Genomic DNA, 13,135 nt, shown 5'->3' with positions numbered 1-13,135 from the left:
GCACCGTAGAGGAGTATAAGGGGGTAATTATGAAGTGTCCATTTTGTAATGCAGAAGATACAAGGGTTATCGATTCAAGACCGGCTGATGAAAATACCGCCATCAGAAGAAGACGTCAGTGTGAGACCTGCGGAAAGAGGTTCACCACTTATGAGAAGCTTGAGACCATTCCTCTGATGGTTATCAAAAAAGATCAGAGCCGTGTCCCTTATGACCGTTCAAAGATCGAGGCAGGTATCCTGCGAAGCTGTCACAAGAGACCGGTATCTACTTCTGAGATCAGTAATGTTGTGGATGAGATCGAGAATGAAATCTTCTCAATGGGAGACCGCGAGATAACCACCTCTGAAATCGGCGAGCTTGTTATGAACAAGCTGAAGGCTCTTGATCAGGTAGCATATGTAAGGTTCGCTTCAGTCTATAGAGAATTCAAGGACGTTAATACCTTTGTGGATGAGATAGGCAAGCTGCTGAAAACTCAGAAAAACGGGAAGTGATCAAATTGTAGCTGTGTTTCAGAAATAAGTGTATAAAAGATTACATTGACACAGAAGCAGGGTAGATTGACATGATACCACTGGATATAGACAGCGAGAACGACGTTGACAGAGGAGACCTGAAGATGAACGAGCATAATGTCAAAATTATTGTTCCTGTGACGGGGGCGGATGAAGAGGCTATATTGAAAGAAGCGGCAGCAATTGCGGAAACTGAGGCGGACTGTGTTGAGTGGAGATTTGATCTTGCGAAGGAGCTTTACTCCATTGATACTGCCACAAAACCTGAGGAGGTTTCCGTAGACGAAGCTTCCGAAAATCTTTTGAAGGTGTTGAAAGAGCTTGCCGAGGCGCTTGAAGGAAAAAAACTGCTTTTCACCATCAGGACAAAGCGTCAGGGCGGAGAGTTTCCGGATAATCCGGAGGTTTATGAGAGGCTTGTAAGTGATGCTGTTAAATGCGGAGACATTGGCCTCGTGGACCTGGAGGATACGGTAGCTGCGGACAGTTTCGGACGCATACTGACGCTTGCCAAAGAATACGGAGTCAGAACCATTGCTTCATATCATAACTTTTCCTTCACCCCGGGCGTGGATGAAATTATAGATAAATTTATGATTCTGAGAAGCTCAGGCGCGGACATTTTAAAGACTGCTTTTATGCCGGTGACTCCAAAGGATGTGGCAGCGGTTTTGTATGCTACTGCGAAGTTTAAGGAAGAAGACAAAGGGCAGCATGAAATGATTACCATGTCCATGGGGGATATGGGAAAGATAAGCCGTGTGAGCGGAGCGGTGTTCGGTTCGGACTATACATTTGCAACGGTTGGAGAAACCAGCGCCCCGGGCCAGATGCCCATGGAAAAGGTACTTGAGATGATGGAGGTGCTCCCCTGAGGTATAGTAATTTGGACAATAACGGTATTTTAGAGAAGCCAAATAAACTGAATAAACTTATACGCATTATTGCGTTGTCCTTAGGTGTGGCTGTGTTGGCAGCGACACCTGTTTTTGCCGCCGGGACCCGACAGATGTTTGAGGGTAATGCCTCCATGACCGTGAATGACTTTATGAGGCTTGCAAACGGGGAGGATGCAAAGGAAGTATTCGGCTCGTCTTCAAAAACAAAAGGATCAAATGAAGACGGTGAAGGGAATGCTTCCGGAGAAGAAACCGGGGCGGAGAATGCCGAAGAAAAATCTGATGACAATACCGGTTCCGAGGCAGCAGGCTATGCCTCCGATACAACAGTAAAGTACGGTATCACCGGTGAAGTGGTTATCGAAAAGAAAAAAGACGACCCGGATCCAAAACCGCTGGATGCGGAGCAAAGCAGCTCCTCGGGATCTGTGGCAAAGAATCAGACCGTGACCACTGTGTTTATTAACAATAAGCCGGCTGGCAGCACCTCGGATACCGTGAGGACCGACCCCGAGGATGTGATGACAAAACAGCAGGAGGAAGAGGTTCTCGACACAGTATCCATACAAAATTATATCAATGCTGACTACAATGTACTTCAGCAATTCACCAATGAAAGTGAGTACACCACCAGAGCAAGGCAGTCACTTATCAGCTTTGCCATGCAGTTTGTAGGTAATCCCTATGTCTGGGGAGGCACCTCTCTCACTAACGGCTGCGACTGTTCGGGATTTGTGCAGGAAGTGTTCCGGCATTTCGGCATTATCACAGGCAGAACCTCCCGTGACCAGTATGCAAACTGTGTGTACCTCAAGGGCAAGGAAGTGATGCCGGGGGACCTTATTTTCTATGCGGATGAGACCGGTTATATAAATCACGTGGCCATCTATGCAGGGAACTATATGATCGTGCATGCCGCAAATCGAAAGGCGGGAATTAAAGTTAACCGCTATGACTACAAGCGACCGTACGCATATGGGAGATTCATAGCGAATTAGAATTAATTGTCTTTTAACATTTAGGATTTATATATTGCCCTGAAAATGTCGATTAACATGTAAAGGATAGTGTGAAAGTCTATCCATTTGCAACAGAATTGATAAGTTTACAGGAGGAGACAAGGATGTTATCCCGTATAGACAATTCATCGAGTATGCTTTTAAGAAGCACAAACTCTACGAAGAAGACCGAAGAGACAGGGAAGTCGCAGAAATCATCTTTGCAGAGTCAGGATAATGTCTCGACCGAGGCAGCAGAGCTCAATATATCTGTTGATTCCTTTGTGAGATCAAAATCCTCGGAAGACAGCGATTTGTCTGAGAGCCGTTCTTCCGGAAAGAAATCGTCGGCTGTCGATGTATCAAAGGCCGACAAGTATGGAGTCACAAAGCTAAGTGAATCCGAAAGATCCGAGATCATCTCCCAGCTTAAGGACGAGCAGGAAGCTATCCAGGCGAAGTTCCTTCAGAAGATGACCTCAGGAACCCTGGGAGAGCAGTTCCGTCAGTGGAGTGCGGCCAATGCTCAGCTCACACAGGACGGAGATGGTATCTGGAAGTTCATTGCCAGCGGTAATTATACCGTAGATGCCGAGACCAAGGCCGCGGCCCAGGAAGCAATTTCCGATGGGGGCTATTTCAGCGTAGAGAACACTTCCCAGAGAATTTTCGATTTTGTTTCAGCCTTTGCAGGTGATAATGTTGAGCTCATGAAGAATCTTCAATCCGCCGTTACGGCCGGCTATAACGAGGCTACCAAGGCATGGGGCGGAGAGCTTCCGGAGATCAGCAAGAAGACCCTTGAGGCGACAAATCAGCTGTTTGATGACTATTATAAGCAGCATGGAGCATGATTTTTTAATCTGATTTATACATAACAGTTCATCTGAAGAACCGGAGAGTGTGGACCGGGGGGACGGGGTTGGTAGCCCATTATCTTTGAAAAATGGGCCACCAACCCCGTCCCCCCGGTTCACACTCTCCGGTCTATAGGCTGAACTGTTACCCCTAAGAGTGCCATGGTGTCTCTTAGGGGTTCGATTTTGATCGATGGTCCATCTGCTGAAACCGGATGTCTGCCGGGTCTGATCTACAACATATACGTCCTAAAATGTTATATTTTAATATAGTAAAGTCGAAATTAAGTACGAGACGGTGTGTTGTACAAATATGGAAGGGAGGAGCCGCAACATGAAAAGACATCTGAAAAAGCAGCTGATGGAACTTGTTGAGCTTCTTTCCGAGGCACACGAAAACCTGGTTCAATGTCTAAACAATGGGGATATGGAATCTGCTGTCACCTGCCTTCTGGATTGTCAGAATACCGCCATAGCTGTTGGGCAGAGGATCGATGATTCTGAGGGAGAGGGAACCACCTCGGTGAAGGCTCTGGAAGAATATTGTGAGCTGATCTTTCAGATATATAACCAGCTTGTAAATGGCGAAACCTATGTTGTGGATAAGCTTTATAAGAAGCTTAGGGAAAGTCTTTTTGAGATCAACTACAGGATGCAAAATGACCTCCCGGAAATAAAAGAGGTTGTCTTTCTTCCCTACAAAGCTTCCATGTGGGATTCTTTGGAAACTGTGTGGAAAAAGGCTGACGCAGACCCGGAGGTGGAGGCTAAGGTCATACCTATTCCGTACTATGACATTAACCCGGACGGTTCCTATGGAGAGATGCACTATGAAGGGGATGAATTTCCCGGGGATGTGCCGGTGATCTCCTATGAAAAATATAATCTTGAAGCGAACCATCCGGACGAGATATATATTCACAATCCTTATGATGACAAGAATTTCGTAACAAGCATTCATCCATTCTTTTATTCGAAGAATCTGAAAAAATATACGGATAAGCTTATTTATATTCCGTATTTTGTTCTTGAGGAGCCGGACAGCAATAATAAATGTGCTCTTGAAGGAATGAAGCATTTTGTTCAGCTTCCTGCGGTATTCAATGCAGATGAAGTGATCGTACAGTCTGAAAATATGCGGAAGGCATACATCGAATGTATGGTTATGTATGCCGGTGAAGAGAATCGTGAATATTATGAAAAAAAGATTAAGGGTACCGGCTCTCCAAAGATAGAAAAGATAAAATCCATGACTATGGAGGATGTGACTCTGCCGGAAGAATGGAAAAAATTCATCTATAAATCTGATGGAATACGCAAAAAGATCATTGTTTACAACACAAGTCTCACGGCGTTTCTTCAGAACCCGGAGCAGATGCTGAAAAAGATCCGGGATGTGTTCAGGGTATTTGATGAGAACAGAGAAGAGGTGGCGCTTTTATGGAGGCCGCATCCGCTTCTCAAGGCAACGATAAGTTCTATGATGCCACAGCTTCGGGAAGCCTATGATAAGATAGTTGAGTATTATAAGTATAATGAAATCGGCATCTACGATGACACTCCGGACCTTGACAGGGCACTGGTGATGGCGGATGCGTATTATGGTGATCCAAGCAGTCTTGTGACACTGTGCAAAGCTATAAAAATGCCGATCATGATACAGAATGCCATGGTAATAAGTGAAGGGGGAGACTAAATGATAGAGTTTAATGCATCTATGATGTGTGCGGATTTCGGACATTTGTATGATGAAGTAAAGGCACTCGAAGAAGCGGACATAGATTCTTTTCATATCGATATAATGGATGGAAGATATGTCCCTAACTTTGCCATGTCATTATATGATCTTGACTGTATCGCTAAATCCACAGAGAAGCCTCTGGATGTACATCTCATGATAGAGCACCCAAGAAACGTGATTCAGATGTTTCTAAAGAAACTCAGAAAAGGTGACACGGTCTACATTCATCCTGAGGCGGAGTACCATCCTTCATCAACTCTTCAGGATATCATAGATGCCGGGATGATACCGGGCATAGCCATTAATCCCGGAACCAGTGTGGAGACGGTTTTTGAAATGCTGAGAATTGTTGACAAAATCCTGGTAATGAGCGTGAACCCCGGTAATGCAGGACAGATGTATCTTCCTTATGTGGATTTCAAGATAACCAGACTTCTGGAGCTTAAAGATGAAATGAAATTCAAGATGTATTGGGATGGAGCCTGTACCTATGACAAGGTGGAAACATATGGACCGAAGGGAGTGGATGGCTTCATCCTGGGTACTAATATTCTTTTTGGAAAAGGCAGACCCTATAAGGACATCATTTCTGACGTTAGAAAATTGAAGTGTTGCTGTTCGGGGAAAGAGTGAAGAAGTTAATTGAATATTTTACCGGCGAGGAGAATTGAAGGACGTTTTTTAGTTAATGGAAAAAGAATGTTCTTTAATGTGAATCCCAGGAAATAATGTGTATATAGCAAAAAGTGGATAGAGAATAGTGCGCTACCATATAGAAATCAAAGGACTATTTTATGAGGGCAATTCTTTTGTCCGGTGGAACCGGCACGAGACTTGGGGAGGACATCCCGAAACAATATTTAAAAGTGAATGACAGGATGATCATCGAGTACAGCATCGAGACATTGACCCGATGCAGGGAAGTAGAGTCCATGGTCATAGTGGCAGGCGAGAAGTGGCATGAGGCAATAGCGGACGTCTTCAGTAAGTATGACGACCGGCACATATTTTCCGGCTTCGCCCTTCCCGGTGAGACCAGACAGTGGTCCATATATAACGGGCTTCTCCGTATGAAGGGTCAGACCAATGCTGACGATTCCGTACTCATTCATGACGCCGCAAGACCGAAGCTGAAGGAAGCTTTGATAAATAATATGAGTAATGCCTTAACGGGTTATGACGGAGTGCTTCCGGTACTTTCAATGAAGGATACCGTATATAAGGTAGATGAGACCGGAAGAATAGCAGCTCTCCTTGAACGAAAAGAAATCATGGCGGGGCAGGCTCCGGAGCTTTTTCTTTACGGAAAATACCTTAAGGCTAATGAGAAGATGATTGAAGATGGCAGGATGGGGAGCATTAACGGTTCCACAGAACCTGCTTTTCTTGCTGGGATGGATATCGTGACTATCCCGGGGGATGAGGATAATTATAAAATCACAACTAAGAAAGATCTGGAGAGATTCAGAGCGGAATGCTGAGGTGACACCTGTATTTCGAAATACGGATAAAATGAACTTCGAAAAGTATACGTTTATAGAGCCGGTCAGATGTGCATCTGTGTGTCAGATATTAAGGCTCAAAAACAGCGCTGATTGATGAGGAGACAGAAATGAAAGCCTGGAAGCTGGATAGTGTCGGAAATATAAATTTTTACGAGAATGTGCCGGAGCCGGCATTGGCACCGGATCAGGTGCTGGTAAAGGTGAAGGCCTGCGGCATTTGCGGCTCGGATGTGCCGAGAGTCTATAAGAACGGCGCCCACAAGATGCCTATCATAATAGGACATGAGTTTTCCGGAGTGGTGGAGAAGACCGGGGATCCCGTGGATAAAGAACTCATCGGAAAAAGGATGGGGATATTCCCGCTGATACCCTGCAAGAAGTGCCCTGCGTGTCTGTCAAAAAAATATGAGATGTGTTCGAACTACAGTTATCTCGGCTCGAGAACTGACGGGGGCTTTGCTGAATACGCAGCAGTACCGAAGTGGAATCTCATAGAGCTTCCGGATAATGTTTCCTTTGAGCAGGCGGCCATGCTGGAACCCATGGCGGTGGCAGTTCATGCCATGAGGCAGCTTGAGTTGGATAGTGACGATAGTGTGCTGGTATGCGGCGCGGGAACCATAGGGCAATTGCTTATAATGTTCCTTCTTGATAGAGGAATAAAGAAGGTGTATGCCCTGGGAAATAAGGAGTTCCAGAAAAAGACACTTCTTGATATCGGACTACCGGAAGAGCACTATTTTGACATCAAAAGCGGGGATGCGAAAGCATGGGTAAAGGAAAAGACTTCAGGTCTCGGAGCTGATGCTTATTTTGAATGTGTGGGTAGGAACGAGACCGCGGAGCAAGGCTTTGGCATGGTGAAAGCCGGAGGACAGTTATGCCTGGTTGGCAATCCGGCCGGGGATATGACATTAATCCAGGGGGACTACTGGAAGATCCTGAGAAAGCAGCTCCGTATAAGAGGTACCTGGAACTCCTCTTATCTTGGGGATGATCCGGAGGCAGAAAAGGATGACTGGCATTATGTGCTTAAAAGTCTTGCGGCAGGGAACATTCATCCCGAAAAGCTCATAACCCATGAGTTACAGCTTTCTGAGCTTGAAAAAGGACTTCTTGTTATGCGTGATAAGAAAGAAGACTACATTAAGATAATGGTACTGCCATGAATTTTTGACTGCTGATTAGATACATGACTCATGGAGGGAAAGGTTAATGTGGTACGTGATCCAGACAATGAAAGGCAAAGAGTACAAGGCTGCCGAAGAAGTCCGATGCGATGTGGCAGCAGAAGATGAGCCCGTATTCGTTTTTGAAAATGAAATGGAATATAAGGTAAAAGGCAGCTGGATCAAGGACACAAATCCGTTTTTTCCGGGATATATATTTGTTGATATCAATGCTGAAAAAGCCGAAGATTTTGATTATAGGCTAAGAAAAGAAAAACATCCTCTGAAGCTGCTCCGGGTGGATGACATAATCACACCAATAAAACCTGAAGAGGAGGAATACCTCAGTAGACTTGGTGGAGAAGAGCATATCGTTCGGAATTCGGAAGGCTATCGTGTAGACGATATGATCGAGATAACCTCAGGCTCCTTTAAAGGCTGGACAGGCGAAATCAGAAAACTTGACCGCCATAAAAGAAGAGCCACCATCTGCGTTACCATGATGGGACGAGAGGTGGAAGTAAACATCGGACTTGAAATTGTGAAGTCTGTTTCAAAAGATGAGCTTGAGACCGCCGATGAATTTGATACAGAGAAGATGGCTAAGATCGTGAAGGCTTAGGTTGGTTGATTAACATGGAAGGGCTATGGCATCTAAACATGCCATAGCCCTTCACTTGTATTTTCGATTACTTAATGCCGTATTTTATATACATTTCCTGTCTTTCAACGGAAGTAGCGTTCAATGCCTTATTGAATTCAGCACTTCCGGGGTCAAGCTTCTTTAGAAGTTTGGCCAGCATTTCTTCACCATTAGATTGACCTTCGGCACGTAAATCTTCCATCAATTCCTTCCAGGCATTACCCATATTAACACGTCCTCCTTCTGCATTTTCTGTCGAAATTTTAGCACCGGTATATTCATTAATCATATTAACAGTATCTGTACTGATTTGTTCGTATTTAACTAAATCGAGTATATCACAAGTAGCAGTTTTATTATCTGAAATCTGTATGAATTTTAAGACTGCTCCTAGCTCACTGTTGAATCTCCCAAAATCGTTGATTTCATTTGGAGTTATAAGATTGAGTTTATAGTTGTTTACATATTTCAATATTTCCTCCGGAATATCACCAAACATATCATAAAGAGACCTGGGACCGTCCCACGCGTTGTTATCAAAACATATACAAAGTGTGATCACCGGCAATATACGATCTTTCTTGGAAAAATAATGATATGCAGTTCATTTCATTACGAAAAAGACAGCCGTCATTTTTAATGATCGGGTTTTGTACTTTTAAAGGATGGATTTAAATTTGGAATCTATTAAAATGATGCATAAAGCTAAGATGAAGAATAAGATATTTTGAGATTGAAAAGAACTGCATGTCTTTTGACCTGAGCATCATATCACACCCTGACAGATTTGCATATCGTCTAAATTCAGACTACATGGCGTTTTTCTGCATGCCATTCTGTTCCTCTTATGAAAGAATCTTTTTATGACGAAAATAAAAGTATAAGCTTACAAGATTTGTTGAAAAGGGATGACTTTTCCATAAAGCAAGGACTTTACAGCTCTTCCGGATAAATGATTATCTGTTTGACGATAATGAGCAGTGATGGTAGTATAGTAACTGAAAAGAAGTGCTACCGGTAGACGGTTAGCCCAGGTTGATGATTATTGAAAAAATAACCGCTCAAGTTTCTGAGGCTTGTGGGCGGTTATTTTTGTGTCTTGGAATCATGCTTTCCATGCATGTAACCAAGACTGTAGAAAGTCGCACACAGTGCAAGCACTGTGATTAGGTCATTTATGGTTAGCATACGCAAGTTCCTCCATTTGTAAGATTTCTCATAAGAGATTTCTATGATAAACAGAGGTCACCTTAAGGGTGACAGGCACCCAATGGTTTTAGATTATTAGGTGTTGAAATATAAAAGGAATAATGATATATAAAGATATATAAAGGAATATAAAGCATGTTTTCGGATATAAAAGCTGATTGTCTTAAATGTGAGGTGTGATGATAATGTGCTGTTTTTCATCACTCGTGCAAAAAGATATGGTGATATCTTGATGGAGGTAGAAATGAAAGGACAAAATCCATACACAATAGCATTTGGAATTAAACCCAATCAATATATATCAAGACCGGAAGTGGTTGACGAAATAGTTTCAACATTTAACTCTGAAACACCACCATACATGGCGTGTATTCTTACGGGTGTAAGAGGATGCGGGAAAACAGTTGCAATGACCTCTATAGCTAAAGAGATGAAGGACTATTCAAGATGGATTATGATCAATGTCAATCCGGAAAGAGATATACTTCAAACTATAGCGTCTGCACTTTATGAAAATCCTATCCTTAAGCCTTTATTCTCAAAAGCTGATATCAATATATCCATAGCTGTTGCAGGAGTTTCTATACACCAGGAAAATGTCCCGGTTCATATGGCTGTAACTGTCGGGAAAATGCTATCTTTGATAAAAACAGCAGGAAAACGTGTTCTTATAATGTTGGATGAGGTTGTAAACAATGAGTTTGTGAGACCATTTGTCAGTCAGTATCAGATATATATCCGTGAGGATCTTCCTATATACCTCTTGATGACAGGGCTATATGATAATATTTCCGACCTGCAAAATGAAAAGACCCTCACGTTTCTTTATCGAATGCCCAAGATAGTACTGGAACCATTGGGACTGTACCTGGTTTCTCAGGATTATAAAAAGGTCTTCAATATAAGTGATGAAGAAGCAGTGGAAATGGCCAAACTTACAAAAGGGTATTCATTTGCATTTCAGGCACTGGGATATATGAGGTGGAAATATGATGGTGAGCCTTGGGAAAAAGTACTTGATGAATATGATAATCAGTTAGATAGGAATGTCTATGCAAAGCTTTGGAGCGAACTTTCGGATAGGGACAGAGAATTCCTGATAATCATGTCAGAAGGCATAGAAGATGTATCTATGATTCGAGAGAAACTAAATATGAAATCAAATCAAATGGCTGTTTATCGACGCAGGCTGATAGATAAAGGACTCATCAGAGAAAATGGTCATGGAAAAGTCATATATTGTCTGCCGAGATTTGCTGAGATAATTAAAAAGTGGCAGCTGTTTGAATGATGGCTAAACCTCCATAAGAGTATCGGAAACTCTTAATTTGCACCTGATTATGATGAAGAATGACAGAAATTGTCCCTATCCCAATATAGCTTCTATAACCCGATTTTCATCATAGTCGGGCGCAAAATCTGCAGCGGAATCAAAGATTGGTTTGTAGATGAAGTCAAATCTATATACGGAAATAATTTAAAATCCATAATACTGTATGGTTCTGTAGCTCGCGGAACGGCAGATGAAGATTCCGACGTTGATATTGCCATGATAATCGTAAATGAGGACGAGGCAATGTATGACAAGTTGTTGGATATCATTTAAGGGTGACAGGCACCCGAATGTCAGGTGATCAGCTTCGAAATGAAGACAGATATGATCGGGAGAATATGGCAAGGATCGTTACAGGTTAAAAGCAAAGGGACTATAGCATTGGATGCTATAGTCCTGAGTTTTGAAGGGTAACAGAAATCGACCCTGCTTGTGTTTGCTGTTATTTAATGCCGTATTTTATATACATTTCCTGTCTTTCGTTGGATGTAGCGTTTAAAGCCTTAATGAATTCAGCACTTCCCGGATCAAGCTTCTTTAGAAGCTTGGCGAGCATATCTTCCCCCTTAGATTGACCTTCAATACGCCCTTCTGTACGCCCTTCTGTAAGAGCTTCTGTACGTATATCATCCATTAATTCTTTCCATGCATTACCCATATTAACATGTCCTCCTTCTGCGTTTTCTGTAGAAATCTTAGCACCGGTATATTCATTGATCATATTTACAGTATCTGTACTGATATTTTCGTATTCACCTGAGTTCAGTATATCACGAGTTGCTGTTTTGTTATCTGAAATCTGTATGAATTTTAAAACGGTACCGAGCTCACTGTTGAATCTCCCAAAATCGTTGATTTCATTTGGAGTTATAAGATTGAGTTTGTAGTTGTTTACATATTTCAATATTTCCTCCGGAATATCATCAAACATATCATAAAGAGACCTGGGACCGTCCCATGCGTTGTTATCAAAACATATACAAAGTGTGATCACCGGCAATATACGATCTTCTTTGGAAAATCCGGATATTTTTTCAGCACCACTTAGATCCTTCGCCTTTTCGTGATCCCTCTTTATATCGTCAACTTGAGCTGCATAGTTTAATGCATCGTACAGATAATCCCTCACCGGCATTGCATAATGCACATCTGCCTGACCTTCAATACCAAGAAGGACAAGAGTGGTTTGCCCATAACGCTTGATATTAGAAAGCCTCAGAACATCTCTGAATTTCTGACTGTCAAATAATTTGCCGGTTTTATAGATGGCGGATAGTTCTGTGATATCCTTCTCTGACAGATCCGATGTTTTGATCAAGGGCTTTCCATCAAACAAATAATAGTTAAAGGCATCAGCAAAGATTTCGTTCTGCCCAAGATACATTTTAGTAAGAACATCTTTCTTTCCCATATAATAGTAATTGCACCTCCGGAAAAATAATGATATGCAGTTCATTTCATTACGAAAAAGACAGCCGTCATTTTTAATGATCGGGTTTTGTACTTTTAAAGGATGGATTTAAATTTGGAATCTATTAAAATGATGCATAAAGCTAAGATGAAGAATAAGATATTTTGAGATTGAAAAGAACTGCATGTCTTTTGACCTGAGCATCATATCACAGCCTGAAAGATTTGCATATCGTCTAAATTCAGACTACATAGTGCATTTCTGTATACTGGTACCCGGAGTCCAAAAACCAGTTCCAGGACAATAAAAAAACCGCCTATAGCTTAGACGGAAATTCTATAAGAAAACAAAATAGGTAGGTGACAATCTACATCTCTTTAAGGCCACAAGGGCGTGACGGCTGCCTGTTCCGTCCTCAGATTCTGCTCCTCTCAAATGAATAATACTATGAATCCTGTACATTGTCAATGATAACAGGTGTGCCATCATCCTTATACTCACTCTCCATGTTACTGTTCACACCCCTACTATTTCATATTGTTAAAAACGCTGAATTTAAAAATATATTTTTCAAAGGATCCGAGACGCTGTTGTGGACAGCCTCTCGGATTTTTTAAATTAACTCCTATATCATCTGTGTAATCCACAATTCGCGGTTTATTCTGGTACATATGTCAGAAAATGTGGAAATCCATGTCCGATTTTTTTCGGTTTCTGACGAATCATAAGCTTATACACATGTCATTTTGACGGAATGTCAAATCCTTGAAATTCGCGTAAAATCGAGCTTTTTGCTATACTTTTTTCAGGAGAAACAGTCATGGGAAAACAGGAAGAAAAAATCATAGCAAT

General features: G+C 42.2%; 13 protein-coding genes. 11 read left to right on the top strand and 2 right to left on the bottom strand.

The window, feature by feature from the left end:
- The first annotated feature begins 29 nt into the window (after window positions 1–29).
- From nrdR to loaP, 9 genes are all read left to right on the top strand, one after another.
- Window positions 30–497, top strand: coding sequence for a transcriptional regulator NrdR (nrdR, locus tag G625_RS0104975; RefSeq protein WP_029200231.1), 468 nt, complete (start codon window positions 30–32; stop codon window positions 495–497).
- A 71-nt stretch (window positions 498–568) separates the two neighbouring features.
- On the top strand, window positions 569–1,393 hold the full coding sequence (gene aroD, locus G625_RS0104970) for a type I 3-dehydroquinate dehydratase (RefSeq protein ID WP_029200230.1): 825 nt from the start codon (window positions 569–571) through the stop codon (window positions 1,391–1,393).
- Window positions 1,394–1,488: 95 nt separating this feature from the next.
- Window positions 1,489–2,415, top strand: coding sequence for a C40 family peptidase (locus tag G625_RS0104965; protein ID WP_198014862.1), 927 nt, complete (start codon window positions 1,489–1,491; stop codon window positions 2,413–2,415).
- Between the two features lie 125 nt (window positions 2,416–2,540).
- Window positions 2,541–3,269, top strand: a complete 729-nt coding sequence (locus G625_RS0104960; RefSeq protein WP_049895726.1) for a hypothetical protein — start codon at window positions 2,541–2,543, stop codon at window positions 3,267–3,269.
- A gap of 337 nt (window positions 3,270–3,606) precedes the next feature.
- Window positions 3,607–4,968, top strand: coding sequence for a hypothetical protein (locus G625_RS0104955; protein ID WP_044931673.1), 1,362 nt, complete (start codon window positions 3,607–3,609; stop codon window positions 4,966–4,968).
- Entirely contained in the window at window positions 4,969–5,646 is a 678-nt protein-coding gene (locus G625_RS0104950; RefSeq protein ID WP_044931670.1) for a ribulose-phosphate 3-epimerase, read from the top strand.
- A gap of 161 nt (window positions 5,647–5,807) precedes the next feature.
- Window positions 5,808–6,494: an IspD/TarI family cytidylyltransferase gene (locus G625_RS0104945; RefSeq protein ID WP_029200225.1), complete on the top strand. Its 687-nt coding sequence runs from the start codon at window positions 5,808–5,810 to the stop codon at window positions 6,492–6,494.
- Window positions 6,495–6,625: 131 nt separating this feature from the next.
- Window positions 6,626–7,687, top strand: a complete 1,062-nt coding sequence (locus tag G625_RS0104940; protein ID WP_029200224.1) for a galactitol-1-phosphate 5-dehydrogenase — start codon at window positions 6,626–6,628, stop codon at window positions 7,685–7,687.
- A gap of 46 nt (window positions 7,688–7,733) precedes the next feature.
- Window positions 7,734–8,309, top strand: a complete 576-nt coding sequence (gene loaP, locus G625_RS21020; protein WP_049895724.1) for an antiterminator LoaP — start codon at window positions 7,734–7,736, stop codon at window positions 8,307–8,309.
- Between the two features lie 67 nt (window positions 8,310–8,376).
- On the opposite strand, the gene G625_RS0104930 is transcribed toward loaP, so the two are convergent.
- Window positions 8,377–8,802: a hypothetical protein gene (locus G625_RS0104930; protein WP_198014861.1), complete on the bottom strand. Its 426-nt coding sequence runs from the start codon at window positions 8,800–8,802 to the stop codon at window positions 8,377–8,379.
- 924 nt (window positions 8,803–9,726) lie between these two features.
- Here G625_RS0104930 and G625_RS0104925 point away from each other — a divergent pair.
- Together G625_RS0104925 and G625_RS18425 are read left to right on the top strand one after the other, a co-directional pair.
- Entirely contained in the window at window positions 9,727–10,830 is a 1,104-nt protein-coding gene (locus tag G625_RS0104925; protein WP_156885034.1) for an ATP-binding protein, read from the top strand.
- Window positions 10,831–10,899: 69 nt separating this feature from the next.
- A complete protein-coding gene (locus G625_RS18425; protein ID WP_049895723.1) occupies window positions 10,900–11,145 on the top strand; it encodes a nucleotidyltransferase domain-containing protein in 246 nt (81 codons plus the stop codon).
- Window positions 11,146–11,314: 169 nt separating this feature from the next.
- Here the strand turns inward: G625_RS18425 and G625_RS18420 are convergent, their stop codons facing one another.
- Window positions 11,315–12,283, bottom strand: coding sequence for a hypothetical protein (locus G625_RS18420; RefSeq protein WP_049895721.1), 969 nt, complete (start codon window positions 12,281–12,283; stop codon window positions 11,315–11,317).
- Window positions 12,284–13,135: the final 852 nt, after the last annotated feature.

It is taken from the genome of Oribacterium sp. NK2B42 (assembly GCF_000424445.1).
Classification (GTDB): Bacteria; Bacillota; Clostridia; order Lachnospirales; family Lachnospiraceae; genus Oribacterium.
The sequence above is the reverse complement of the archived record's forward strand: the minus strand, read 5'-3'. Positions and strand labels throughout refer to the sequence as shown.

Coding starts and splice junctions, on each gene's coding strand:
- loaP (WP_049895724.1), top strand. CDS start 7,734: ATGTGGTACGTGATCCAGACAATGAAAGGCAAAGAGTACAAGGCTGCC.
- G625_RS0104945 (WP_029200225.1), top strand. CDS start 5,808: ATGAGGGCAATTCTTTTGTCCGGTGGAACCGGCACGAGACTTGGGGAG.
- G625_RS0104960 (WP_049895726.1), top strand. CDS start 2,541: ATGTTATCCCGTATAGACAATTCATCGAGTATGCTTTTAAGAAGCACA.
- G625_RS0104950 (WP_044931670.1), top strand. CDS start 4,969: ATGATAGAGTTTAATGCATCTATGATGTGTGCGGATTTCGGACATTTG.
- aroD (WP_029200230.1), top strand. CDS start 569: ATGATACCACTGGATATAGACAGCGAGAACGACGTTGACAGAGGAGAC.
- G625_RS0104955 (WP_044931673.1), top strand. CDS start 3,607: ATGAAAAGACATCTGAAAAAGCAGCTGATGGAACTTGTTGAGCTTCTT.
- G625_RS0104940 (WP_029200224.1), top strand. CDS start 6,626: ATGAAAGCCTGGAAGCTGGATAGTGTCGGAAATATAAATTTTTACGAG.
- G625_RS18420 (WP_049895721.1), bottom strand. CDS start 12,283: ATGGGAAAGAAAGATGTTCTTACTAAAATGTATCTTGGGCAGAACGAA.
- nrdR (WP_029200231.1), top strand. CDS start 30: ATGAAGTGTCCATTTTGTAATGCAGAAGATACAAGGGTTATCGATTCA.